Origin of the sequence: Saccharothrix deserti (assembly GCF_009769385.1) — a bacterium.
Lineage (GTDB): Bacteria > Actinomycetota > Actinomycetes > Mycobacteriales > Pseudonocardiaceae > Actinosynnema > Actinosynnema deserti.
Genome location: NZ_VKAB01000016.1, coordinates 37,956 through 62,529 on the forward strand (window position 1 = coordinate 37,956; position 24,574 = coordinate 62,529).

Below are 24,574 nucleotides of genomic sequence, written 5' to 3' on the forward strand. Positions count from 1 at the left end.
GAAGAATGAGCACCGAAGCGCAGCCGGGCGTCCACTACGAGCAGCTGCCCCCGGAGTTCTTCAACGGGCCGAACCCGAACCGACACGCCGACAACGCTCGGCTGCGCTCGAAGTGCCCGGTGCACCAGGTGAACCACCCGGAGGGCGCCGAGGCGTACATCGTCATGGACTACGAGACGGTGAGCGGGATGTTCAGCGACCCGCGGCTGTCCAAGAGCGTGGACAAGGCGCCGGCGTGGTGGCAGGCCCTGCTGAAGGACTCCAGCCCGACCCTCATCCGCAACATGCTCACCGCGGACGCCCCGGAGCACACCCGGCTGCGCAAACTGGTGGCGCAGGCGTTCACGCCGCGCAAGATGGCGGCGCTGCGGCCGAGGATCCAGGAGACCACCGACGACCTGATCGACGCCTTGACCGACGGCGAGGCCGACCTGTTCCACGAGTTCGCGCTGACCCTGCCGCTGAAGGTGATCTGCGAGTTCCTCGGCGTGCCGTTCGAGGACCGGGACAAGCTGCACGAGTGGGGCCTGCTGCTCAGCGGCGCGCCGTACTCGACCGACGAGATGAACCGCAAGCTGAAGTGGGCCAGCGACAGCATCGAGGAGTACCTGAAGGAGCTGCTGGCCGCGCGCCGCGAGGACCTGGGTGACGACCTGGTCAGCACGCTGATCCGCGCCGCCGACGAGGACGGCCGGTTCACCAACGACGAACTGGTGTCCACGCTCATCCTGCTGATCAACGCCGGGCACAAGACGACCGCGTACCTGATCAGCAACGGCATGGAGGCGCTGTTCACGCACCCGGACCAGATGGAGATGCTGCGCAACGACCCGAGCCTCGCGCCCAACGCGATCGAGGAGTTCCTGCGCTACCAGCCGCCCGTCTACCGCGGCACGCTGCGCGTCGCGGCCGAGGACATGGAACTGGCCGGCGTGCACATCGGCAAGGAAGCGTTCGTGCACCTCATGATCAACTCTGCGAACCGCGACCCGGAGGTGTTCGAGGAGCCGGACCGGCTGGACATCACGCGCACCGGCATCCGGCACTTCTCCTTCGGCCACGGCGCGCACTTCTGCCCGGGTTCCCCGCTGTCCCGCCTGGAGGGCGAGATCGCGTTCAACACGCTGCTGCGCCGGCTGCCGGACATCGCGCTCGCGGTGCCGCCCGAGGAGCTCGAGTGGCTCTACGACAACTCCGTCGGTCACGGTGTCTCCCGCCTGCCGGTCACCTTCACCAAGAAGCTGCCCCGCTAGTTCTCGACCGCACAACCCTTTGGAGCACCACATGACCGACATTCCCGTCACGCTGATCACCGGTGGTGGCAGCGGTATCGGGGCCGCCACCGCACGGCAGCTGCTCGACAAGGGGCAGCGGGTGACCATCGTCGGGCGCGGTCAGGAGCGGCTGGACCGGTTCGCGAAGGAGGTCGGCGAGCCCGCCGAGCTGCTGACGGTCCAGGGCGACGCCGGGGACTGGGACCTCGTCCAGTCGGCGGTGGCCACCACGGTGGAGCGGTTCGGCCGGCTGGACGCCGTGGTCGCGAACGCGGGCTGGGCGACGCACGACGACATCGCGGAGGGCGACCCGACCGGCTGGCGGGAGATGGTGCTGACCAACGTCCTGGGTCCGGCGCTGCTGATCCGGGCGTCGCTGACGGAGTTGAAGCGGTCCAAGGGGCGGATCGTGCTGCTGGGCAGCGTCGCCGGGCACGCGTACTCGGCGGGCAACATCTACGGCATCACCAAGTGGGCGGTCACCGGGCTGGCGGAGAACACCCGCCGGCAGGTCACCAGCGACGGCGTCGGCGTGACGCTGGTGTCGCCGGGGCGCACCGAGACGCCGTTCTGGGACGAGTACGGCTCGTTGCCGGACGGCATCCTGCTGTCCGCGGACCAGGTCGCCGACTCGATCGTGTTCGCGCTGGGGCAACCCTCCACAGTGGACGTCAACACCATCATCATCAGGCCAATCGGCCAACCTGCCTGAGGGGACGAACGTGAAGATCGCACTGGTGTGCCTGCCGTTCGCCGGGGCGGGAGCCTCGTTCTTCCGCCCGTGGTCGGCGCACGCGGGTGACCGACTGGCCGTCGTGCCGCTGCAACTGCCCGGTCGGGAGCGGCGGATCGACGTCGAGCCCTACCGCGACGTCCAGGTGGCCGCGGACGAACTGCTGCCGGACCTCGTGCGGCAGCTCGACGGCCTGACCGACGTGGTGCTGTTCGGGCACAGCCTGGGCGCGGTGCTGGCCTACGAGCTCGCCCACCGGGTGGTCGCGCACCCGGAGCTGGTGCTGCGCCACCTGTTCGTCAGCGGGTCGCCGGAGCCGCACACCCAGCGGCCCGGCCGCGCCACCGGCCTGCCCGACGACGAGTTCCTCGCGCGGGTGTCGCAGTTCGCCGGGTTCCAGCACGAGGCACTGGAGGACCCGGAGATGCGCGAGCTGATCCTGCCGACGCTGCGCGCCGACGTGGAGATGCACGAGAACTACCGGCCGAGCACGGCCGCCCGGCTGCCCGCTCCGATCACGTCGCTGCGCGGCTCGGACGACGGGCTGGTCACCGCGGCCGAGGGTGCCCGCTGGTCGGAGGTGGCCGGCGCGGGGTTCGAGTACGTGGAGCTGCCCGGCGGCCACATGTACCTGACGGAGTCGGCGCCCGACCTGCTCAAACTCATCGACACCGCGGTCTAGGGGGCACCGATGCGGTTGACCGGGAAGGTCGTCGTGATCACCGGGGCGGCCCGCGGGATCGGCCGGGCCAGCGCGGTGGCCTGCGCCGCCGAGGGCGCGGACCTGGTGCTGCTGGACGTGTGCGCGGACCTGGCGGGTGTGCCGTACCCGCTGGGGTCGGCCAGCCAGCTCGAGCACACCGCGTCGCTGTGCCGGGACCGGGGCGCGTCGGTGCTCACGGCGAAGGCGGACGTGCGTGACACCACGTCGGTGCGGGACGCCGTGGGCCTGGCGGGCGACCGCTACGGCCGGATCGACGTGGTCGTGAACAACGCTGGCATCGCCGCGCCCTCGGGCAAGCGGGTGCACGAGATCACCGAGGACGAGTGGTCGCTGATGCTGGACGTCGACCTGTCCGGGGCGTGGCGGGTGATCCGGGAGGTCGGCAAGACCATGAGCGACCAGCGCTCGGGCAGCATCGTGAACATCGCGTCCACCGCCGGACTGGTCGGCTACCGGCACTTCGCCGGGTACGTGGCCGCGAAGCACGGGCTGATCGGGCTGACCAAGGCGGCCGCGTTGGACTACGCGCCGATGAAGGTGCGGGTGAACGCGGTGTGTCCGGGCAACGTGCGGGACACCCCCGAGGCCGAGGGCCGGATGCTGCGGGAGATCGCCCGCGCGCTGGACGTCCCGGCGGACGAGCACGTGGCGGCCTTCACCCAGTCGCAGCCGATGAACCGGTTGGTGGAGCCGGACGACGTGGCCGGAGCCGTGGTGTTCCTCGCGTCGGACGACTCGGCGCAGGTGACCGGCTCGGTGCTGACCGTCGACGGCGGCTTCACCGCGCACTGACCATCACCGACCAGGAGGACATGTGTTTCCAGGCGCCCGATGCCACGCGCTGCGGGTCCGGCTCGCAGGCGCGGTCCACCCCGAGGCGTTGACCGCGCCCGCGCAGTCCCGGGTCTGGGTGGACGACGTGCCCGCCCGGTCGACCGAGCCGGTCGCGGAACGGCGGCGCGCGGCCGAGATGAGCCGGGCGGTGACCGGCCTGCGGTGCACCGTGCTGCGGTACCGGGACGGGCTCGCCGACCTGGTGCTGGTGGCGGACCGGGGATTCCTGGACGCGGCCGGACTGCGCGCGGTGGCGGCCTCGCTGACCGGTGCGGACCCGGTGGAGCCGGCAGGGACCGAGGTCGCGGCGGCTGCGGAGGCTGCAACAGCTGCGGCGGCCGGGACCGAAGTCGGTGCGGTCGCGGCGGCCGGAGTGCCGGACTGGGCGGCGGCCCCGGACCCGGTGGACGCGGGAGCGGTCGAGTTGGCTCTGCTGCTCGACGAGGCCGGGGACGCGGAGAGCTGGCGCACCGCGCTGGCGATCACCCTGGTGCGCTACGACGCGGTCGATTCCCCTGGCTGGGCGATCATCGGCACCGACCAGGGCGCGGTGCGGGTGACCCCGGGAGCCGCCGCGGAACCGACCGTGGAACCGACCGGCGAACCGGCCGTGGCCGGACTGCTGGTGTCCGATGTGGACTTCGGCACGGACGAGTACCGGCCGTGCCTCGCCCCGCCGCTGCCGTTGACGTTCTCGGTGTGGCGCACGGGCGACACGGTGCGGTTGCGCTGCGACCACCAGGCCGGGCGGATCTCCCCGGCGCAGGTCGAGCAGTTCACCCGGCACCTGGCGCACGTGCACCGCCAGGTGCGGGAGAACCCGGACGTGGCGCCCGACAAGGTGGAGCTGCTGGACGCGGCGGAACGCGAGCGGGTGGCCGCGCTCGGTCGACCGGACCGGGCGCTTTCGACCACGCCGACGCGGATCGACGCGGCGTTCCGCGCGGTCGCGGCCCGCACACCGGACCTGGTGGCGCTCACCGACGGCGAGGTGCGGCTGACCTACCGCGAGCTGGACGAGCGCTCGGACGCGGTGGCCGGCGGGCTGCGCGCGCTGGGGGTGTCGGACGGCGACCGGGTCGGGGTGTGCCTGGAACGCACCGCCGAGCTGGTGGTCACCCTGCTGGGCGTGCTCAAGGCGGGAGCCGCCTACGTGCCCGCCGACCCCGCCTACCCGACCGAACGGCTGGCCTACACCGCGCAGGACGCCGACCTCCGGCTGGTCGTCACCCGGCTGCCCGAGTTCCCCGGCACCTCGTCCACCGTCCCCGTGACGCCGGACGAGGTGATCGCGGCCGGGGCCGAGCCGTTCACCAGCACCATGACGCCCGACGACGCCGCGTACGTCATCTACACGTCCGGGTCGACCGGCCGCCCCAAGGGGGTGGTGGTCCCGCACCGGAACGTGATCGCGCTCATGGACGCGACCCGTGCGGAGTACCGGCTCGGGTCGTCGGACGTGTGGACGCTGTTCCACTCCAGCGCGTTCGACTTCTCGGTGTGGGAGATCTGGGGCTGCCTGCTCACCGGCGGCCGGCTGGTGGTGGTGCCGTACTTCGTCTCCCGGGAACCGGAGAAGTTCCGCGACCTGCTGGTGGCCGAGCGGGTCACCGTGCTCAGCCAGACGCCGTCGGCGTTCGCGCAGCTCGTGGACGTGCCGCACGACGACCTGGCAGTGCGGTTGGTGGTGCTGGGCGGCGAGCCGCTGGACGCGCGGGTGCTGCTGCCGTGGTTCGACGTGCGCCCCGAGTCGGGGTGCCGGGTGGTGAACATGTTCGGCATCACCGAGACCACCGTGCACGTCACGCATCAGACGGTCACCCGGCGGCACGCGCTGGCCGGGTCGCGGTCGGTGGGACCGGCCCTGCCCGGGTGGCACCTGTACGTGGTGGACCCGGACGGGCGGCTGCTGCCGCCGGGGGTGCCCGGGGAGATCTGGGTCGGTGGAGCCGGGGTGGCGTCCGGCTACCTCGAAAGGGACGACCTGACCGCGCAGCGGTTCACCGAGGACCCGGTGGCGCCGGGCCGGGTCTACCACTCGGGCGACCTCGGCCGGCTGCGGCCCGACGGCGCACTGGAACACCTGGGGCGCATCGACAGCCAGGTGAAGGTGCGCGGGTTCCGGATCGAGCTGGACGAGATCCGCGCGGTGCTGTTGGAGGACCCGGACGTGCGCACGGCGGCCGTGGTGGTGCGCCGGGACGACCCGCACGACGCGGCCACCGCCCGGATCGACGCGTACGTGGTGCTCGCCGACGGCGCGGCCGGTGAGACGTCGTCGAGCGTGCGCAAGCGGGCCGCCGACATCCTGCCCGACTACATGGTGCCGAGCACCGTGACCGCGCTGGACGCGCTGCCGCTGACCACGAACGGCAAGTTGGACGCGACGAAACTTCCGCCACCGGTCACCACCACGGCGAAGCCGGCCGCCACGCCCACCGGGAACGACGACCTGGCCGCCAAGCTGAGCGAGGTGTGGGGCGCGGTGCTGGGCGTGCCGGTGGGGTTGGACGACGACTTCTTCGAATTGGGCGGCAACTCCCTGTTCGCGGTGCGGATCGGGGCGCGCATGAGGGAAGGCGGACTGCCGCCGCTGCAACTGCGCGAGCTGTACCGCAACCCGACGATCCGCTCAGTGGTCACCGCTCTCCGCAACGGGGACAACTGACCCGCCGTCCGGGGAATGTCCGACGGATCCTCCGAGCCGGGCGAGTGTGCCGGCGAGGTGGAGTGCGCCGAGGTGGTCGCGGGCGAGTCGGTCGTAGTGGCCGACTCGCCCGCGATGACCCGCTCACGTGCGATCCTCTGGGTTGGTCGCCACAATCCGCCTGCTCATGCAGGTGACCACCGCGGCGATGAGGTTGATCCTGCCCGGCGGCGGGGCTCACCAGTCGTAGTGGCTGCCGTCCGGCAGCACGCACGCGCCGTGGTCGTCCGGGCCGAGGCGGTCGATGAGGTCGACGAGGCCCGGTGTCGCGGTGTCCGGTGGAGCCGCGTCCGCGGCGTGGTCGTTCATGTCGGTGCGCAGGTAGCCGGGCCACAGCGCGGCGACGGTCACCCCGGTGCCCGCCAGTTCGGTGGCGATCATCCTGGTCAGCGCGTTGAGCGCGTAGCGGCTCGCGACGAAGACGTGGTTGCGCGGCTTGGCGACCTTGCCGACGGGCGGCGTGGGCAGGGTGATGTTGACCATCCGCGAGCCCGCGCGCAGGAGTCCGGCGAAGTGCCTGGCCGTGTTCAGCGGCCCGAGCGTGTTGACGTTGAGCAGGGCGAGCGCCGCGGCGGGGTCGACGTCGCGGAAGCCGGTGCTCCGCTGCAGCACGCCCGCGTTGTTGACGAGGACGTCCAGCCCACCCGCCTCGGCTTCGACGACCTGCGCGACCTCGGCCAGGTCGGCCTCCTCGGTCACGTCGAGCCGCACCACCCTGAGCGAGGTGCCCTCCGCTTCGAGCGCGCGCAACGCGGCCTCGCCGTTCGCCGAGCGCGTGCCCGCGAAGACACGTGCCCCTCTGGCCAGGTACTCGGCGGTGAGCGCGCGGCCGATGCCGCGGTTCGCGCCGGTGATCAGGACGTCCACTGTTCTCCCCAGAGCGGTGACGGGCCAGGGTCAGGTGGTGCGGCTCGGCGGCGTGGAACCGAGGTGGGCGTCGAGGAAGCGGGACAAGCGGGGTAGGACCACGTCGTCCGCCATGGCCCCGAAGCTGCCGTCGTGCGCGCTGACCACCGACACGGACACCCCCCGGTGCGGAACTGACAAGCCACGGCGAAGCTATCACCGGTCGGTTTCGACGCCTCGCACCGAGGAAGGGAGCCACCTCGGGGTTCGTCGCTGCCACAGTCGAGCGCCGCCGCAGCGCCTCGGTACCGGCCGCCGATCAATGCGTTCGACGCATCAGTGCATCGGACACCGGTGTTGGACCGCCGGGCGCGTTCGCTCACACACTTGGAGCCCAATCGTCGCTCAACGGTGAGGCGAGGTCATGACAGGGATCAACAGGCGCGCGGCGCTCAGCCTGGCCGCCGGCGCGGTCACCGCCCCGATCGTCGGCTCGCCGAACGTCGCCACGGCGGCGCCGGAGCAGCCGGTGGCGTCGGTGGCGTCGGCGCGGAACCCCAGGGTCGGGGCCGATCTCGTCACCGCAGTGACGCCGCGGGACAACTGGCGCGTGGCCGCGGTCGCGATCCGGTACGCCCAACCCGTGGACCTGCGTGGCGGTGTCGTCGCGCCCTCGGCGTTCCGGGTCACGGCCACCGTCAACGGGACGACGGCGCCGCGCACCGTGATCCGGGTGTACCCGAACTCCGCACCCGAACTGGCCGAGCGCGGCCGGACGGGCAACTACCTGATCGTCGAGTTGGACACGGCCGACGCCAACGCCCGTGCGTCCGGCACCGACCCGTTCCCCCTCGACGGTGCCTATGCGGTGCGGCAGGTGAGCGACCTGACGACGCCTCGTGGTGAGGTGGTCCTCGCGGCGAGCCCGTTCGCGGTCCGCAACGGTGGCGTGCTCACGCCGGTGGTCGACGACTTCACCGCGGGCTCGTACACCGACTCCGCCGGTTTCGAGCTCGATTTCCGGCTGTACCAACCGGACGGCTTCGTCCGGGACCCGGACGGGCGCACGCGCTACCCGCTCGTCGTCACACTGCACGGCGGCGGCGAGGTCGCCGACAACAACACCACCCAGCTGACCGCCAACCGGCTCGCGGTCACGTTCGCCAAGCCGGATCGCCGGCGGAGGAACCCGGCGTTCGTGCTCTCCCCCCAGATCCCGCTGCCACGCCCCATGGACGGCCCCGACGGCACGGACTGGACCGACGCGCGGGTCCAGGCGGCGACCGTGGAACTCATCGACACCTTCGTGGCGGGCCGACCGGTCGACACCGACCGGATCTACCTGGTCGGTCCGTCCTCGGGTGGCCGCGGGATCTTCAGCCTGTTGTCGAAGCTGCCCGACAGGTTCGCCGCGGCGTTGCCCACCGCCGGTTGGGGTGACCCGTCGACGATGTCCCGCATCGCCCACGTCCCGATCTGGGCCGATCACTCGATCGACGACCCGATCGTGCCGTACGTCGAGGGCCGGTTCGGCAGGCCGGGGACGTGGACGTTGATGAACGCGCTGGAGAGCGCCGGCGCGAAGGTCACCCGTGGCGAGTGGGCCAACGACCTGCCGAAGGCGGACTTCGAGTCGCGTTCCCGGGCCCTGCTGCGCACGGCGGACGCGGCGGGCAGCCATGTGCTGTTCACCAGCTACACACGGGGGACGACGCCGGTCAACCCGCACCTGTCCTGGGCTCAGACCTACGAGAACGACGTGGTCGTCGACTGGTTGTTCGCCCAGTCGCGCCGGCGCCGGTGATCGTCAGGCCGGCAGCCAGGACGCCTCCGGTGGCAGTGCGGCGCCGGATCGCCTGGCGTCGGTGATGGCGTCCAGGAACGCGCGGGCCGCCGGTGACAGCGGCCTGCGCGGCACCCGCACCACCGCGATCCGGCGTTCCGCTCGTGGTTCGCCGAGCGGGCGGTGCGCCAGCCCGGCGAACCCGGTCAGCGGCAGCACCAGCCCCGGCACGGCCGAGACGCCGAGGCCGGCGGCGACGAGCCCGGCCACGGCGCTGATGTTGCGGGCCTCGACCGTGTTGCGGGGGTGGGTGCCCGATTCGGTGAACGCCCGGTCGAGGTGCTGGCGGATGCTCGTCGTGCGGTCGAAGGCGATGAACGACTCGCGCGCGAGGTCCGACCAGGTGACCTCGGAACGGTCGGCGAACGCGTGGTCGGGTGGGAACACGCAGCAGAAGCGGTCCGTCGCCACCGGCGTGACGTGCAGGTCGTCGATGGGGTCGGAGGTCGCCGACACCACGGTGACGGCGAAGTCGACCGTTCCGGCGCGCACGCGTTCCAGGACTTCGACCGCCAAAGCGTCCTCTATGGACAGTTCGACCGCCGGATGCCCGTGCTGGTAGGCGGACACGATGGGCGGCAGCAGGATCGCCGCGAGCGACGGCAACGTCGCGACCCGCACCCGGCCGCGCCGCCCGTCCAGGAATCCCTCGAAGTGACGCAGGTTCCCCTCGAAGAAGGCGACCGTGGACCGCGCGATCGCGACGAACTCGCGTCCCTCCGCGGTCGGCTCCAGGCGACGGGTGGTCCGCTCGAACAACGCCACCCCGAGGCGGCGTTCGACCTCCAGCACGGTCCGCGAGAGCGACGACTGCGCCTGCAACAACGCCTCCGCGGCTGCGGTGAAGCTGCCGGCGTCGTGCACGGCCAGGACGACGCGCAGCTGCTGAACCGTCAGATCCATCCGCACAACGCATGAAACTATCGAAAATTAATGCTTGATTGCAATAGATCCCGCCGGGAGGGTGGGCACACGCTCGAAGGAGGTCGACGATGCTCGCCGCGGGTGGATTCATCACGATCGCGCTGTTCCTGCTGGCGGTGTTGTCCCGCCGGGTCTCCGTGCTCATCGCGCTGACCGCGCTGCCGATCCTCGTCGCGGTGCTCACCGGGTTCGGCGACGATCTCGGCAAGCTCATCGGTGACGGCCTGACCAAGGTCGCCCCGGTCGCGATCATGATCACTTTCGCGGTGCTGTACTTCAGCCTGATGGTCGACGTCGGCTTGTTCGACCCGGCCGTCGCGCGGGTGCTGCGGTGGGCCAAGGGCGACCCGCTCAGGATCACCGTCGGCACCGCCGCGCTGACGCTGCTGGTGGCGCTCGACGGGGACGGCGCCTCGACCTTCCTGATCACCGTGTCGGCCCTGCTGCCGATCTACAAACGCCTCGGCATGCGCAGGCTCGTGCTCGCCGGTGTGGTGTGCCTGGGCGCGGGCGTGATGAACATGGTCCCGTGGGGTGGGCCGACCGCGCGGGCGATGGCCGCACTGGACCTCAGCGCGGCGGAGGTGTTCGTGCCGGCGATCCCCGCGATGGTCGCCGGGATCGCCTGGGTGCTGGTCGCGGCGTTCCTGATCGGCCGGTCGGAACGCAGGCGGCTCGGCGTGATCGAACTGGACGAGGTGACGCCGGCACCGGAGCCGCGCGCCGGGTGGGACCGCTTCCGGTTCTGGTTCAACGTCGTGCTGACGCTCGCGCTCGTCGGCGTGCTGCTGGCACAACTGTTCCCCCTCGAGGTCGTGTTCGTGGTCGCGTTCGTCCTCGCGGTGATCGTGAACACGCCCTCGTGGGAGCGGCAGCAGGAACTGTTCGCCAAGCACGGCGGGAACGTCGTGCTGGTCACCGCGATGATCTTCGCGGCCGGGGTGTTCACCGGCATCCTCGGCGGCACCGGCATGATCGGGGCGATGGCGCGCTGGCTGGTCGGCGTCATCCCCGACGGCGCGGGCGGTGCGCTGCCCGTGCTCGTGGCGGTCACGGCCATGCCGCTGTCACTGGTGTTCACCCCGGACGCCTACTACTTCGGCGTGCTGCCGGTGCTCGCGGAGACCTCGGCGGCGTTCGGCGGCAGCGCGGCCGAGGTCGGCAGGGCGGCGATCTTGGGCCAGATGACCACCGGATTCCCGTTGAGCCCGCTGACCGCGTCCACCTTCATCCTGGTCGGCATGAGCGGGGTCGAACTGGGCGCACACCAGCGGTTCATCTTCAAGTGGGCGTTCGGCACGACGTTGGTCATGACGGCCGTCGCCCTGGTGACCGGCGCCATCTCGTTCTAGGAGGTCTGCTTGCGTACCACCAGGATCGGCTGCGGGGCGGGGTTCTCGGGCGACCGGATCGAGCCGGCGGAGGACCTGCTGCGCCGGGGCGACCTGGCCGACCTGGTCCTGGAGTGCCTCGGCGAGCGGACCGTCGCGCAGGGCCAGCGACGTCGGCTCGCCGATCCGTCCCTGGGCTACGAGACCCGCCTGCCCTCCCGGTTCACCCGGCTGCTGCCGTTGGCCTTCCGGCACGGCGTTCGTGTGGTCACGAACATGGGTGCGGCGAACCCCCTCGCGGCCGGACGGCTCACGCGGACCCTGCTGGACTCGCTCGGTCTCGGTGGCACGGTCGCGGTCGTCACCGGCGACGACGTGCTGGCCGCCGTAGACCTGGACGCGCCCGCCTGGGAGACCGGGCGCCCGTTGCGCTCGCACGGCGAAATCGTGTCCGCCAACGCCTACCTCGGCGCGGACGCGGTGCTGCCGGCGCTGGGAGCCGATGTCGTGATCACCGGCCGGGTGGCCGATCCGTCCTTGTTCGTGGCGCCGGTGGCGGACCGGCTCGGCTGGGACCTGTCCGACGTGCCCCGGGTGGCCGCGGGCACCCTGGTCGGACACCTGTTGGAGTGCGCGGGTCAGCTGACGGGCGGCTACTTCGCCGACCCCGGCTACCAGGACGTGCCCGACCTCGACGACCTGGGCTTCCCGTACGCGGACGTGTCGGCCGACGGGACCGCCGGGCTGGGCAAACTGCCGGGGACCGGCGGCGTGCTGTCCCGGGCGACCGTCCGCGAGCAGCTGCTGTACGAGATCACCGACCCCGCCGCGTACCGCACCCCCGACGTCGTGCTGGACCTGAGGGAGGTGACCGTCACCGACGACGTCCGGGTGTCCGGCGCCCGCGGGCTTCCCCGGCCCGACGAGCTCAAGGTGAGCGTCGGCTACCGGGCCGGCTCCAAGGTGGAAGCCGAGATCTCCTACGTCGGCCCGAATGCCGCCGCCCGAGGCGCGCTCGCCGCCGAGGTCGTCACGAAGCGGCTCGCCGGCGTGCCGCTGCGGGCGGAGGTGCTCGGCGGCGACCTCGACTGCCGGCTGCGGGTGGCCGCCATCAGCCACGACGGCGCGCTGCTCGACCGGGTCGGCGACGAGGTGGAATCCCTCTACACCAACGGCCCGGCCGGCGGCGGCGGTGTCCGCGTACACGTCACCGAGGTCATCGGCATCGTCTCGACCCTCATCCCCCGCGAGGCCGTGCGTCCCGCCGTCACCCTGTTGGAGGCCGCCGATGCTGCTCCATGAACTTGCCCACTGCCGAGCCGGGGACAAGGGCAACGTGGCCACCCTCTCGGTGTTCCCCCGGGACGACGCCGACTACCCGCTGCTCGTGCGCGAGCTGACCGCCGAGCGGGTCCGCGCCCACCTGGCCGACCACGTCGCCGGTGAGGTCGTCCGCCACGAACTGCCGGGTGTGTGTGCCCTGCACTTCGTGTGCCACCAGGTCATCGACGGTGGCGTCACCACTTCCCTCGCTCTCGACACGCACGGCAAGTCGTTGAGCTTCCGGCTGCTCTCCCTGGAGGTCGTGCGGCCGGGTTGACCACCCGGTCATGTCCGGCACGTGCAGCTTGGCTTAGAAACTTTCTCGGACTTCTGACGAAGTTTCGGCGCCCGACGCCCGCCCCGCGTCGCACAGACCACGGGGCGGCGTCGTCAGGATCGGTTACCGCGTCGCGGCACAGCTCAGGGTCGGGGGTCCGTTGGTGCCGAGCCAGTTGCCCTGGATGCCGAGCGTGGTGCCGGCGCCGGCGGCCAGAGTGCCGTTGTAGTCGACGTTCCGGGCGGTCGTGGTGGTGCCGTCCGAGGTGATCGAGGTGTACCACGACTGGCCGACCGTCTGCCCGTCCGGGAACCGGAGCTTCACGGTCCAGCCGCGGATCGCGGTCGGGGCTGCGGTCACCTTCACGTCGGCCTGGAAGCCGCCGGCCCACTGGCCGGCGAGGGTGTACGTGGCCGAGCAGCCGTCGTTCGGGGCCGGCGGGTCCGGTTGTGGCGTGGTCGGGTCCGACGCACCGCCCGGGAACCGCACGTCGGAGCACATGTAGTAGTTCTGGTCGGCGTGACCGGCGGGCCAGACGGCTGGATGCTACTCACGCGCGTTGAGTGACGTCAATCACCGGCATTCGCGGTCGGCGACCGGCCCAACGGTCACATCAGCGCGCCGAGCCGGGAGGCCGGCTCGGCAGCGCGTTCGGCAGTCTTCGGTGGCGAGGTCAGCGCAGCAGGCGCTCAGCCGCGGCGAGTTTGACGTACAGGGTCAGGCCGTTCATCGCCTCGGCGAGTTCGGGCAACGGCGGGTAGCTCGGCGCGATCCGGATCACCGTGTCGTCGGGGTCCTTGCCGTAGGGGAACGGCGCCCCGGCCGGAGTGAGCGCGATGCCCGCCTCGGCCGCCAGGTCGACCACCCGGGAGGCACAACCGGGCATGAGTTCCAGCGAGACGAAGTAGCCGCCTCGCGGGCTGGTCCACGACGCCACGCCGGTGCCGCCGAGCTGTTCGGAGAACGTCCGCTCGACCAGGTCGAACTTGGGCTTGAGCAGCTCCCGGTGCCGTGCCATGTGCCCGAGCACGCCCTCGGGGCTGCGCAGGAGACGCACGTGCCGCAACTGGGTGATCTTGTCGGGGCCGATCGTGCGCTTGCCGAGATGACCGACGAACCAGTCCAGGTTGGACTTCGAGGCTCCGAGGAAACCGACGCCCGCGCCCGCGAACGTGATCTTCGAGGTGGAGCCGAAGACCAGCGGCCGGTCCGCGTTACCCGCCGCCTCGCACGCGTCGAGGAGGTTGTCGATCTCGCGCGGCTGGTCGGTGAGGTGGTGCACGGCGTAGGCGTTGTCCCAGAAAATCCGGAAGTCCGGGGCAGCGGCACGCATCCCGGCCAGCCGCCGCACGGTCTGCGGCGAGTAGACGTCGGCCGTCGGGTTGCTGTACTTGGGCACGCACCAGATGCCCTTGATCCGGGCGTCTTCCGCCACCAGCCGTTCGACCTCGGCCATGTCCGGGCCGTCGCCGGTCAACGGCACCGGGATCATCTCGATGCCCAGCTTCTCGCAGATCGCGAAGTGCCGGTCGTAACCGGGAACCGGGCACAGGAAGGCCACGCCGCCGTCCCGCCACGGCCGGTCGACTCCCGGCACGCCGAACAGCACCGCGTGCACCAGGTAGTCGTGCATCAACTCGAGACTGGAGTTGCCGACGGCGATCAGCTGCTCCGGCGGCACGCCCAGCAGCGGACCGAAGATCTCCCGCAGCTCCGGCAGCCCGCGCAGCCCGCCGTAGTTGCGGGTGTCGGAACCGTCGGCGGCGTGGTGATCGCCCGCGCCGGGCAGTTCGAGCAGCGGAGTGGACAGGTCCAGCTGCTCTGCCGACGGTTTGCCGCGGGTCAGGTCGAGCCGCAGGCCGCGCGTCCGCAGTTCCTCGTGCGCGATCCGCAACTGCGCGGCCATCTCGGACAACTCTTCGCGGGGCAAGTCGGAGAACGTCACCCGCACATGATCCCTGATGGCCACCCGGAGACGTCACCGCCCGGCCGTGAGCGAGCGGGGCCAGGGAGTACGAAACGGCGAAGATTCTCACCCGTTCGCCGGAAACGACACGGCGTCGCACTGAGTAACTTTCACACCACGGTCCCCTGCCGTTGATCGACCCACGAAAGGTGGAAGATCATGAACCGTGTGGTGAAGCGACTCGTCTCCGTGACGAGCGCCCTGGCCTTATCGCTGGTCACCGTCCCCGTGGCGCAGGCCGCCGCGCCCGGAACCTACTGGACGCCGGAACGGATGCGCGCCGCCGTTCCACTCGACATGCGCACCGCCACGCCCTCGGCGCTGCGCTCCACCGTCCCGACGGGCGAGCCCGCCGCCGTCGCGCCGCTGGCCTTCCCCAACGGCGGCAGCACGTGGACCGGCGGGGGTGCCGTCGTGGCGACGGCGGGCCGCGTGTTCTTCACCTACCAGGGCCGCAACGCCTCGTGCAGCGGCAACGCCGTCACCAGCGGCAACAAGAGCACGGTCGTCACCGCCGGCCACTGCGTGAAACTCGACGGCGCGTACCACACCAATGTCGCCTTCGTTCCGGCGTACGACAACGGAAACGCGCCGTACGGCACGTGGAACGCCCGGACCACTCTGGCCACCCCGCAATGGGACGCATCCGAGGACATCAACTACGACATCGGCGCCATCGTGGTCGGACAGCTGGGCGGCCGATTCCTCACCGATGTCGTCGGAGCCCAGGGCATCGCGTTCAACCAGCCGCGCGCGGACAACACCTACGCCTTCGGCTACCCCGCCGCCGCACCCTACGACGGGACAAAGCTCGTCTATTGCAGTGGACGGACGTTCAACGCACTCATCAGTGACGGTATCGGCATGACGTGCAACATGACCGGAGGCGCCAGCGGTGGCCCCTGGTTCCGGACGTTCTCCGAGACCACCGGCACCGGCACGCTCAACTCGGTGAACAGCTACAAGATCAACTTGTTCCCGAACTGGATGTTCGGCCCGTACTTCGGCACCGACGCCCAGAACCTGTACAACCGGGCGCAGGCCGCCTGATCCCTCCGGTCGGACCGCGCGAACGCGTCGCGGAGGTCCGAGATCATGATCCTGCACCGTGATCGGACGCTTGCGGTTGATGCCGGCCGAGGAGTCTGTGTTCAGCCTCCCCGGCCAGCAGCAGGTAGGCGCTCGCGGTCCAGGTGTAGGCGCGGTCGCGGAGACCTTGGCCGGTGAGCGCGTCGAAGTTCTCGGCGAAGCCGGACTTCTCGCACACGGCGCGGAAGCGGGCGCTGACCTGGTCCGCCAGCGACACCGCACCTCCTCGGCGCAGGCCGTCCTCGACCAGCACGGTCGAGGGCGCCCACACGGGGCCGCGCCAGTAGCCGTCGGCTTCGTAGAACGGCGAGTCGGGCAGTTCGGTGGCCAGGCCCACCGGGGTCAGGTGCCGCGCCACGCCCGCGGCGACCTTGGCGTGCACGTCCGCGGGCAGCTGTGCGCCCAGGATGATCGGCACGAGGTCGAGCAGGCTCGCCGTGGTGCGGGGTGCGCCGTCGACGGCACGGCTGGTGAACTCGGAGCCGTTCCACAGCCGGTCGACCATCGCGGCGAGCATCGTGTCGGCTTCCCGCGTCCACCGCGTCGCGGCGGCCTCGTCACCGATCTCCCAGGCCAGACGCGTCAGTTCCCGCATCTGGACGACGAGGAACGCCGCGAGGTCGGCGGTCTGCACGAGCCGCTGCTCGTGGAAGACGGTGGAGTTGTCCCAGCCGCTGTCGTTGCCGTGCTCGTAGTGCGGGAAGGGTTCGCCCGGGGCGCGGCGGTGGTCGAGCCAGAAGGTGGTCCACGCCTCCAGCTGCCGGTACAGGCGCGGCAGTTCGGTGGCCGGGAGCCCGCCGGGCAGGCGTTCGCGCAGGCGGTTCACCGCCCAGCCGTGGATCGGGGGTTTGACGAAGTTGTGCAGGACTTCGGCGTGGGTGATCGAGTCGGGCAGCGCGCCCTCGTCGGTCTGGTGGTCGAACACCACCTGGAGTTGGTCCCAGGCCAGCTCCGGAGCTCCGGGCGCCAACGCGAGGGCGTTGAAGCAGTGGTCCCAGCTCCAGACCTTGTCCATCCAGTGCTTGGACATCAGCACCGCCGGCCGCCGGATGAACCCGGCCGGTGCCACGGTGGCCGACCACAGCACGTAGCAGGCGAGTTCGGCGGCCGGCGTGCGGTCGCTGCGCCAAGGCGCGACCGCGTCCACGAACTGCTCGAAGGATCGCCGTGACGCCGCCACGACCTCGGAGAACGTCGCGTCGGACGAGAACGGCCCGCGAGCCGTCGTCAGCTCTTCCAGCGCGAGCTCCCACTCACCGCCGTCCCCACCGATCACGACCGCCCGCTCCGCCGTGCCCAACGCGGAAGCACCCAGCGCTTCGGCACCTCCCGAGAGGACGGTCACGCGGTAACGGTGGCCGGTCTCGTAGGAGGTGAACACGTACGACGAGGTGACCGGGTCGTGGAAGAAGTAGGTCCCGGTGAAGGGCGTCAGGGTCGCGTCCGCGGCGGCGATGCGCAGGCCGAGGCCGTGGCCGGTGATCCGGAGCGCGGAGGGCGACTCGAAGGCCGCCGCGACCCTCCCCCGGCCCGCGGTCCACGTCAGCAGTGCCGGGTCGGCCGTCACCTCGGTGGGGCCGTGACCACCAACAGGCACGGGAACGAGCGACAACACCGCGTGCATCCCGTTGCGGTGGGACACCAGGTGGAGGTCGTCGGCGTACGTGGCGAGCGCGGTGACCGGGGAGATGCCGAACCACGCCCCATGGTGGCTGAACGGGATCTCCCGCACCGAGAAGTCGTCCACAAGCTCCCCTTTTCAGTCTTTGACAGCGCCCGCCGTGATGCCCGCGGCGACGAAGCGCTGGGCCAGCACGAGCAGCACGGTGGCGGGCACGGACGCGACGACGGCGGTGGCCGTGATCGCGTTCCACTCCTGGTTGTTGTTGCCGATGTAGCGGTAGATGCCGAGCGTCAACGGCTTCAGCGCGCCCCCGCTGTCCAGGGTCGCGGCGAACACGAAGTCCGACCACGCCCACAGGAACGCGAACAGCCCGGCGGTGACCAGCCCGTTGCGGCTGGAGGGCAGCACGACGGACCAGAACACGCGGAACGCGCCCGCGCCGTCGATCCGCGCCGCCTGCACCACCTCGTCGGGCACGGCCGACATGAACGAGGTGAGGATCAGCACGGCGAACGGGACCGCGATCGTGGAGTCGGCGAAGATCAGACCCCACAACGTGTTCGTGATGCCGAGGCGTACGAACATCCCGTAGAAACCCAGCGCCATGATGATGCCGGGGATCATCTGCGCGACCAGCAGCACGAACATCAGCGGCCCGCGACCGCGCGGGCGCAGCTTCGCCAGCGAGTACGCGGCGGGCGCGGCCAGCGCCAACGTCAGCGCGACGGTGCCGACCGCGACCAGCAGACTGGTGCCGAAGTACGGCAACTGCTCGTCGAGCACCCGCGCGTACCCCTCGAACGTCGGCGTGACGGGGAAGAGGTCCGGCGGCGACTTGCGCATCCGGCTCGCCGGGGTGAGCGAGACGTTGACCATCCAGTAGACGGGGAACAGCATCACGGCGGTGAGCAGCAGGCCCACCCCGGTACGCCACCACGACCGCGTCACGACGCCTCCTGGTTGCGCTGGACGCGCACGTACACCAGCCCCGCGAGCAGGGCGAGCAGGATGAGCACGTTGCCCACCGCGGCGCTGGGTCCGAAGCGGGGCAGCGTGTTGCCGAACCCCAACTCGTAGGACCAGGTGGCCAGGGTGGTGGACGACCCGCTGGGGCCGCCGCGCGTCATGATCCAGATGATGTCGAACACCTTGAGCGTGTAGACCAGACCCAGCAGCAGCGTGATCGTCGAGACCGGCCGCAGCAGGGGGAAGGTGATGTTCCAGAACGACTGCCACGAGCTCGCGCCGTCCAGCGCGGACGCCTCGTGGACCTCGGTGGGGATGTTCTGCAACCCGCTGTAGAGCACGACGAGGTTGAACGGGATGCCGATCCAGATGTTGGCGATCGTCACCGAAGCCAGCGACCAGTCCGGTGAGGTCAGCCAGTTCACCTTGTCGATGCCGACGGCGCCGAGGACCGCGTTGACCACGCCGGCCTCGCTGTTGAGCATCCACGCCCACGTCGAGGCCGACACGATCAGCGGCAACAGCCACGGCACGAGGAACAGCGCCCGCAGCGTCGCCGACAGGCGGAAGCTGCGGGAGAAGAACAACGCCATGGCCAACCCGATGCCGTACTGGAACACCAGCGACACGACGGTGAAGAGCACCGTGTTGAGCAGCGCGGTGCGGAAGGTGGGGTCGGCGAACACCGTCACGTAGTTCGTCAACCCCGTCAGCGGCGCGCCACCGCGCACGAACGAGCGGACGGTGTAGTCGCGGATGCTCAGGTCGATGGTCGTCACCAGCGGGTAGGCGTAGCTGAGCAGCAGGTAGGCGACGATCGGGGTCAGGAAGGCCCAGCCGACGAGGTTCTTGCGCATCGACCGCGTGCCCTACTTCGCCGAGGCCGCGGCGGCCTGGGCGTCCTTCAGCGCGTCCGCCGGCGCCTTCGAGGCGGTGAGCGCCGCCTGCACCGCGGTCCACAGCGGCTGTGAGATCCGCGGGTAGCGGGTGCCGAGGTTGTCGCCGGTGCGGCCCTTGGCCGATTTCACCGCGTCCACCCACACCTGCAGCTCCGGCTGGGCGGCGACCTGCTGGTCCTGCACCGACGCGACGGCGGAGACGTAGGTCAGGGCCGTGTCGGTGGCCAGCACGGTGTCCGGGCTGGTGAGGCAGTTGGCGATCTTCGCGGCGGTCGCTTCGGAGTCCTTGTCGTCCTGGGCGGGCACGGTGACGAACTCGCCGCCGGTCGGCGCGGGCGCGACACCCCCGGTGCGGGACGGGATCGGGATGACGCCGTACTCGAAGCCGGCCTTCTTGGCGTTGCCCAGCTGCCACGTGCCGTTCTCGGCGAAGGCGTACTCGCCGGTGGCGAACTCCTGCCAGCTCGTGGTCTGCGTGTTGCCGATGACCGAGTTCGGCGCGTACCCCTTGTCCAACCAGGACTTCCACAGCTCCACCGCGGCCACGGCCTGCGGCGAGGACAGGTCGGTGAGCTGTGCGCCCGCGCCCCAGAACCACGGCAGGAACTGGAACGTGCCCTCCTCGGTGCCGATGGCGGAGAAGGTGATGCCCTTCTTGCCCGCCGCGGCGACCTTCGCCAGCGCCGCGTCCAGCGAAGCCCAGTCCTTGATCGACGCCGGGTCCACGCCGGCCGCCGTCAGGACCGCCTTGTTGTAGTACAGCGCCAGGGTGTTCGCACCGATCGGCACGCCGTAGGTCTTCCCGTCCGACTCGGCCGCCGTCACCAGGTTCGGCGACGCCTTCGAGGCGTCCAGACCGGTGTCCTGGTTCGCCTTGAGCACGCCGGCCTCGGCGAGGGTGGACACCACGGGGTTGTCCACGACCAGGACGTTCGGCGCGACGCCCTGCTGCGCGGCGAGGAGGACCTTGTTGGTCAGGTCGGAGGTGTCGTACGCCTGGCGCTCGACCTTGACGCCGGCCTGCGTGCCGCAGTTCTCGATCACCTTCGCCCACTGCGAGCCGCCGTCGAACTGCGGGTACGGGTCCCACACGGCGAAGGTGCCGTCCGCGGTGGTGCCGCCGGCGTCCCCGGTGGAGGAGGAGCACGCGGAGAGGGTCAGTCCCGCCGCGACCAGGGCGACGGCGAACCGTTGGGTGATCGGAGAGCGCTTCATGGGTGGTGGTCCTTCCTGGCGGCTGCGGCTGCACTGACGACCCGTCAGACGTTCAGGTCGAACCGGTTCGACCTGAACGAGGCTGCGTCAACCTAACTGCCGATGTGAACCCGTGCAAGAGCCTGGTGGCATATCATCGACGGTCTGTCGAACCGGTTGGACGGAGAGCGAATGAACATCGGCGAGATCGCCAAGCGGGCGGGCGTGTCGCGCAGCACCGTGTCGTACGCGCTCAGCGGGAAGCGGCCCGTGTCGACGGAGACCGCCCGGCGGATCAACGAGGTCATCGACGAGCTGGGCTACCGCCCCAACGCCAGCGCGCGGGCGCTCGCCGAGGGGCGGACCCGCACGTTGAGCCTGGTGATACCGCCCGCCAGCAGGCGGCTCACCGACGTGCAACTCGGCTTCGTGGCCAGCGTCGTGGAGGCCGCCGCCACCCAGGACCTCGACGTGCTGCTGTCGCCCAGCGGCGGGGACCACGACCGGTCGTTCGAGCGGATCGTCACCGGCCGTCGGGTGGACGGCGTGATCCTGATGGAGATCCTGCTGGACGACCCGCGCGTGGAGCGCCTGGAGCAGGCCGGGCTGCCGTTCGTGACCATCGGCCACGTCGAGCACCCCGGCGCGTCGTGGTGGGTCGACGTGGACTACGCGGCGCTGATCCGGCGCTGCGTGCACCACCTGGCCGACCTCGGCCACCAGGACGTGGTGCTGATCAACCGGTCCGACGAGCTGGTGGCGGCGGGCTACGGACCCGCCCTGCGGTCGTCGGCCGGTTTCCTGGAGGCCGCGGGCGAGCGGGGACTGACCGCGCGCACGGTGTGCTGCGCCGATGAGCCCGCGGCGGGTCTGGCCTGCTTCGAGGGCATCCGCAGCCGCTGGCCCGAGGTGACGGCGGCGGTGACGATCAACGAGGCCGCGCTGCCCGGACTCCAGCGGGCCCTGCACCGGGCGGGCCTCGACGTGCCGCGGGACTTCTCGATCACCGGGGTCATCGCCAGCCGCCTCGCCGAGGGGTTCCACCCGCCGCTGACCGCGGCGGACGTGCCCGCCGAGGAGATGGCCCGCCTGGCGGTGAACCTGCTGGTCGAGCAGATCGCCGACCCCGGCGCGACGCCCCGCAACGCCCTGCTGGAACCGGCCATCTCGTTGCGGTCGAGCACCGGGGCCCGCCGCCGCTGACACCTTCGGCCGAACCGGTTCGACACACCGCGCACCATTGCGTGCTCATCACCTGCTCGCGTACGGTCACCGTCGATCGAACCGGTTCGATCCCCTGCTCCCCGATCTCGCTCGGAGTCCCCATGGTTCAACGGCGAACTGTTCCCCTGGCATTGGCGACGGCACTGGCGGCGTCAACGCTGCTGCCGGTTGCCGGCACGGCAGCGACCGACACGCTGACCGTCGACCTCGGCGCGAGCACCGGCGCCTTCCACGGCGGTGCCGGAGGCACCCTCTACGGCGTGTACGGCCCCGGCGTGCCCAGCGACGCCGTGCTCGCGGGCTTCTACCCCAAGACCCTGTCCACCAAGGCGCAGGACGGCCCGCAGCACCCCGGCGCGGACGCGCTGGAAGTGGCCGAGCCGTTCGTGGCCAACGGCGGCCGTGACGTCTACGTCTACATGACCGACATCTACCGCGGCTTCCCCTACCAGCGGCAGCCGGGACAGGCCGGTCGCGACGACTACCGGGCGAAGGTCGAGGCCCAGGTGCGCCAGGTGCTCGCCTCCGAGCACCGCGACCACATCGTCTACGTGCCCGTGAACGAGCCGGAGGGCAACTTCTACGGCACCGGGCAGTACAGCTACAACAAGGTCAGCTGGCTCACCGACCCGCGCCCGTTCTTCGAGGAGTGGGAGCAGCTCCACGACCTGATCAAGAGCCTGGACCCGCAGGCGCGCATCGGCGGGCCCAACACGAGCCTGCTCTACGACCAGGTCAAGGGTTTCCTCGAGTACTGCAAGGCGAACGACTGCCTGCCGGACGTGATCACGTGGCACGAGCTGTCCTCGCCGGACAAGGTGCGCACCAGCGTCGCGAAGTACCGCTCGTGGGAGGCGGAACTCGGCATCGGGCCGCTGCCGATCAACATCAACGAGTACGCCTTCCGCTACCACCTCTCCGTGCCCGGCCAGATGATCCAGTGGGTCTCCGCGCTGGAAGAGTCCAAGGTGGACGGCGACCTGGCGTACTGGAACATCGACGGGAACCTCAACGACTCGGTCGCGGAGGCCAACAAGGCCAACGGCCAGTGGTGGCTGTTCAACGCCTACGGCCAGATGAGCGGTGACACGGTCCGCGTGACCCCGCCGTTGCCAGGCAAGCAGTACACCTTGCAGGGCGTGGCGACGCTCGACCGCGGCAAGCGACAGGCCCGCACCATCTTCGGCGGCGCGAACGGTGCGGCCGACGTGCGCTTCACCAACGTCGACCGCGACGTTTTCGGCGACCGGGTGCACGTCACCGTGCAGGAGATCCCGTGGACCGGTCAGCTCGGCGACTCCCCCGCGCCGCGCCGCCTGCTCGACACCGTCCAGTCCGTGGGCACCGACGGCAGCCTGGTGCTTCCGTTCACGGACCTGGAGGAGATGTCGGCCTACCAGGTGATCGTCAGCCCGGCCGGCGGGGGCACCGCCGCCGGCGCGAACACGCAGTGGCGCAAGACCTACGAAGCCGAAGACGCCGCGCACACCGGCACCGGGTGGAGCCGCAACGGCCCCGAAGGCAGTCCGGCCAACGTCAGCAAGTTCGCCACGTCGAACTTCTACAACGTCGGCGGTCTGCGCACCGGCTCGGACGTCGTGCTGTCGTTCGCGGTGGACGTGCCGCAGACCGGGACCTACGACCTCAGCGTGCTCTCCAGCACCTACAACAAGTACGCCAGTGTCGTGCCGCAGGGCCCGACCAACGTGTTCCTGCGCGTCGACGGCGAGCAGCCGCAAGAGCTGCGCCTGCCGACCTCCTACGGCTGGGTGGTGTGGGAGCACACCGACACCCGCGTCCAGCTGACCGCGGGCAAGCACACGATCACCCTGGCCGCGTCGGACCCGCAGCTCGGCTCCACCAAGGGTGACGCGATCATCGACAAGATCGACCTCGCGCTGGTCGACCCGACCGCGGACGGGCACTCCTCGTACGAGGCCGAGTACGCCGACCTGCGCTCGGCCGCGCCGCGGTACAACGTCGTCCGGTCATCGGGCCCGGGTGTCGCCGCCGTCCCGCGTGGCGGCTCCGCGACGTTCTGGGTGCACGCCGACCACGACGGCCACGCGTCGGTGTCGTTCGACCACTTCGGCGGCGGCAAGGCGTCGGTGCGGCTCAACGGCCGCACGGTGGACGGCCTCACCGTCGGCGGTGCTCGCGGCAGTGACACCACCCGGCTGTTCCTCTCGGCCGGCATCAACCAGTTGACCGTCACGGGCACCAGCGACACCCTGCGTCTCGACCGGGTCCGCACGAGTCCTTCGACGGCTGCGGTGCCGGTGAAGGTAGAGGCCGAGAGCGGCGAGGTGACCGGCGCGGCGACGTTCACCGGCGAGCACTCCTTCGCCTCCGGCCAGGTCGCGACGAACGTCGGCGACGGCCCGGCGAACGCGTTGAGCCTCCAGGTCACCGCCGAGCGCGCCGGGCAGCACGTGCTCGTCATCCGCTACGCCAACGCCCAGGAATCCATCCCCACCCACTACAACCCCGACCCGGTCACGCGGCACGCCGACATCTCGGTCAACGGTCGCGTGCAGCGCGTCCAGTTCCCCAACACGTTCCACTTCAACCAGTTCCGCGACCTCGCGGTGCCGGTCGACCTGGTCTCCGGGACGAACACGATCACGTTCACGTCCCAGGAGCTGCCGAACTGGGACGGCACGACCCACAACGAGTACGGCCAGCGGTCCAAGTACGCGCCGAACATCGATTACGTCACCGTCGCACCCCTCGTCGGCTGATCCTGCGACGTCCGGGTGGCCGAGCGCTGATCACGCCGCCCACCCCTGCACTCTC

21 protein-coding genes are annotated in these 24,574 nt (G+C 70.8%); 12 read left to right on the top strand and 9 right to left on the bottom strand.

Annotated features, from left to right (window positions below):
- The first annotated feature begins 5 nt into the window (after positions 1-5).
- The 5 genes from FM051_RS25480 to FM051_RS53270 are packed head-to-tail and all read left to right on the top strand — an operon-like array spanning position 6 to position 6,233.
- On the top strand, positions 6-1,253 hold the full coding sequence (locus FM051_RS25480; protein ID WP_158847576.1) for a cytochrome P450 family protein: 1,248 nt from the start codon (positions 6-8) through the stop codon (positions 1,251-1,253).
- Between the two features lie 31 nt (positions 1,254-1,284).
- On the top strand, positions 1,285-1,986 hold the full coding sequence (locus FM051_RS25485) for an SDR family oxidoreductase (protein WP_158847578.1): 702 nt from the start codon (positions 1,285-1,287) through the stop codon (positions 1,984-1,986).
- A gap of 10 nt (positions 1,987-1,996) precedes the next feature.
- A complete protein-coding gene (locus FM051_RS25490; RefSeq protein ID WP_158847580.1) occupies positions 1,997-2,689 on the top strand; it encodes a thioesterase II family protein in 693 nt (230 codons plus the stop codon).
- 9 nt (positions 2,690-2,698) lie between these two features.
- The gene (locus tag FM051_RS25495; RefSeq protein WP_158847582.1) at positions 2,699-3,523 is read left to right on the top strand and encodes an SDR family oxidoreductase; all 825 of its coding nucleotides are present in this window, start codon (positions 2,699-2,701) and stop codon (positions 3,521-3,523) included.
- Positions 3,524-3,545: 22 nt separating this feature from the next.
- A complete protein-coding gene (locus tag FM051_RS53270; RefSeq protein WP_202919013.1) occupies positions 3,546-6,233 on the top strand; it encodes a non-ribosomal peptide synthetase in 2,688 nt (895 codons plus the stop codon).
- A gap of 216 nt (positions 6,234-6,449) precedes the next feature.
- On the opposite strand, the gene FM051_RS25505 is transcribed toward FM051_RS53270, so the two are convergent.
- Complete coding sequence (locus FM051_RS25505) at positions 6,450-7,139, bottom strand: SDR family NAD(P)-dependent oxidoreductase (protein WP_158847584.1); 690 nt, start codon at positions 7,137-7,139, stop codon at positions 6,450-6,452.
- A gap of 30 nt (positions 7,140-7,169) precedes the next feature.
- Complete coding sequence (locus FM051_RS53275; RefSeq protein ID WP_274383716.1) at positions 7,170-7,292, bottom strand: hypothetical protein; 123 nt, start codon at positions 7,290-7,292, stop codon at positions 7,170-7,172.
- 250 nt (positions 7,293-7,542) lie between these two features.
- Between FM051_RS53275 and FM051_RS25510 the strand changes: the two genes are divergently transcribed.
- Entirely contained in the window at positions 7,543-8,922 is a 1,380-nt protein-coding gene (locus FM051_RS25510; protein WP_158847585.1) for an alpha/beta hydrolase-fold protein, read from the top strand.
- A 3-nt stretch (positions 8,923-8,925) separates the two neighbouring features.
- Here FM051_RS25510 and FM051_RS25515 read toward each other — a convergent pair whose 3' ends face one another.
- On the bottom strand, positions 8,926-9,864 hold the full coding sequence (locus FM051_RS25515) for a LysR family transcriptional regulator (protein ID WP_202919014.1): 939 nt from the start codon (positions 9,862-9,864) through the stop codon (positions 8,926-8,928).
- Positions 9,865-9,953: 89 nt separating this feature from the next.
- Here FM051_RS25515 and FM051_RS25520 point away from each other — a divergent pair, with 89 nt between their 5' ends.
- The 3 genes from FM051_RS25520 to FM051_RS25530 are packed head-to-tail and all read left to right on the top strand — an operon-like array spanning position 9,954 to position 12,816.
- On the top strand, positions 9,954-11,237 hold the full coding sequence (locus FM051_RS25520; protein ID WP_158847587.1) for a CitMHS family transporter: 1,284 nt from the start codon (positions 9,954-9,956) through the stop codon (positions 11,235-11,237).
- Between the two features lie 9 nt (positions 11,238-11,246).
- Positions 11,247-12,518: an acyclic terpene utilization AtuA family protein gene (locus FM051_RS25525; RefSeq protein ID WP_158847588.1), complete on the top strand. Its 1,272-nt coding sequence runs from the start codon at positions 11,247-11,249 to the stop codon at positions 12,516-12,518.
- Positions 12,505-12,816, top strand: coding sequence for an AtuA-related protein (locus FM051_RS25530; protein ID WP_158847589.1), 312 nt, complete (start codon positions 12,505-12,507; stop codon positions 12,814-12,816). Before FM051_RS25525 ends, FM051_RS25530 begins: the two co-directional genes overlap by 14 nt.
- A 123-nt stretch (positions 12,817-12,939) precedes the next feature.
- On the opposite strand, the gene FM051_RS25535 is transcribed toward FM051_RS25530, so the two are convergent.
- Both FM051_RS25535 and FM051_RS25540 read right to left on the bottom strand, forming a co-directional pair.
- Positions 12,940-13,317 (bottom strand): cellulose binding domain-containing protein, encoded by a 378-nt coding sequence (locus FM051_RS25535; RefSeq protein ID WP_158847590.1) that lies wholly within the window; start codon positions 13,315-13,317, stop codon positions 12,940-12,942.
- A 172-nt stretch (positions 13,318-13,489) separates the two neighbouring features.
- Positions 13,490-14,731: an aspartate aminotransferase type Ic gene (locus tag FM051_RS25540; RefSeq protein WP_202919039.1), complete on the bottom strand. Its 1,242-nt coding sequence runs from the start codon at positions 14,729-14,731 to the stop codon at positions 13,490-13,492.
- Between the two features lie 210 nt (positions 14,732-14,941).
- On the opposite strand from FM051_RS25540, the gene FM051_RS25545 reads away from it, so the two are divergent.
- Positions 14,942-15,832, top strand: coding sequence for a trypsin-like serine peptidase (locus FM051_RS25545; RefSeq protein WP_158847591.1), 891 nt, complete (start codon positions 14,942-14,944; stop codon positions 15,830-15,832).
- 43 nt (positions 15,833-15,875) lie between these two features.
- Here FM051_RS25545 and FM051_RS25550 read toward each other — a convergent pair whose 3' ends face one another.
- The 4 genes from FM051_RS25550 to FM051_RS25565 are packed head-to-tail and all read right to left on the bottom strand — an operon-like array spanning position 15,876 to position 20,575.
- Positions 15,876-17,618, bottom strand: a complete 1,743-nt coding sequence (locus FM051_RS25550) for an amylo-alpha-1,6-glucosidase (RefSeq protein WP_158847593.1) — start codon at positions 17,616-17,618, stop codon at positions 15,876-15,878.
- A gap of 12 nt (positions 17,619-17,630) precedes the next feature.
- Positions 17,631-18,392, bottom strand: coding sequence for a carbohydrate ABC transporter permease (locus tag FM051_RS25555; RefSeq protein WP_158847958.1), 762 nt, complete (start codon positions 18,390-18,392; stop codon positions 17,631-17,633).
- Positions 18,393-18,439: 47 nt separating this feature from the next.
- Positions 18,440-19,318 carry a carbohydrate ABC transporter permease gene (locus FM051_RS25560; RefSeq protein ID WP_158847595.1) on the bottom strand — a complete coding sequence of 293 codons (879 nt, stop codon included), beginning with the start codon at positions 19,316-19,318 and terminating at the stop codon, positions 18,440-18,442.
- A 12-nt stretch (positions 19,319-19,330) separates the two neighbouring features.
- Entirely contained in the window at positions 19,331-20,575 is a 1,245-nt protein-coding gene (locus FM051_RS25565) for a sugar ABC transporter substrate-binding protein (RefSeq protein ID WP_158847597.1), read from the bottom strand.
- 171 nt (positions 20,576-20,746) lie between these two features.
- On the opposite strand from FM051_RS25565, the gene FM051_RS25570 reads away from it, so the two are divergent.
- On the top strand, positions 20,747-21,757 hold the full coding sequence (locus tag FM051_RS25570) for a LacI family DNA-binding transcriptional regulator (protein ID WP_158847599.1): 1,011 nt from the start codon (positions 20,747-20,749) through the stop codon (positions 21,755-21,757).
- Between the two features lie 122 nt (positions 21,758-21,879).
- On the top strand, positions 21,880-24,519 hold the full coding sequence (locus FM051_RS25575) for a carbohydrate-binding protein (RefSeq protein WP_158847601.1): 2,640 nt from the start codon (positions 21,880-21,882) through the stop codon (positions 24,517-24,519).
- Positions 24,520-24,574 lie beyond the last annotated feature (55 nt).

Coding starts and splice junctions, on each gene's coding strand:
- FM051_RS25560 (WP_158847595.1), bottom strand. CDS start 19,318: ATGCGCAAGAACCTCGTCGGCTGGGCCTTCCTGACCCCGATCGTCGCC.
- FM051_RS25510 (WP_158847585.1), top strand. CDS start 7,543: ATGACAGGGATCAACAGGCGCGCGGCGCTCAGCCTGGCCGCCGGCGCG.
- FM051_RS25575 (WP_158847601.1), top strand. CDS start 21,880: ATGGTTCAACGGCGAACTGTTCCCCTGGCATTGGCGACGGCACTGGCG.
- FM051_RS25520 (WP_158847587.1), top strand. CDS start 9,954: ATGCTCGCCGCGGGTGGATTCATCACGATCGCGCTGTTCCTGCTGGCG.
- FM051_RS25485 (WP_158847578.1), top strand. CDS start 1,285: ATGACCGACATTCCCGTCACGCTGATCACCGGTGGTGGCAGCGGTATC.
- FM051_RS25545 (WP_158847591.1), top strand. CDS start 14,942: ATGAACCGTGTGGTGAAGCGACTCGTCTCCGTGACGAGCGCCCTGGCC.
- FM051_RS25570 (WP_158847599.1), top strand. CDS start 20,747: ATGAACATCGGCGAGATCGCCAAGCGGGCGGGCGTGTCGCGCAGCACC.
- FM051_RS25530 (WP_158847589.1), top strand. CDS start 12,505: ATGCTGCTCCATGAACTTGCCCACTGCCGAGCCGGGGACAAGGGCAAC.
- FM051_RS25565 (WP_158847597.1), bottom strand. CDS start 20,575: ATGAAGCGCTCTCCGATCACCCAACGGTTCGCCGTCGCCCTGGTCGCG.
- FM051_RS25480 (WP_158847576.1), top strand. CDS start 6: ATGAGCACCGAAGCGCAGCCGGGCGTCCACTACGAGCAGCTGCCCCCG.
- FM051_RS25495 (WP_158847582.1), top strand. CDS start 2,699: ATGCGGTTGACCGGGAAGGTCGTCGTGATCACCGGGGCGGCCCGCGGG.
- FM051_RS25515 (WP_202919014.1), bottom strand. CDS start 9,864: ATGGATCTGACGGTTCAGCAGCTGCGCGTCGTCCTGGCCGTGCACGAC.
- FM051_RS25535 (WP_158847590.1), bottom strand. CDS start 13,317: ATGTGCTCCGACGTGCGGTTCCCGGGCGGTGCGTCGGACCCGACCACG.
- FM051_RS25555 (WP_158847958.1), bottom strand. CDS start 18,392: ATGCTGTTCCCCGTCTACTGGATGGTCAACGTCTCGCTCACCCCGGCG.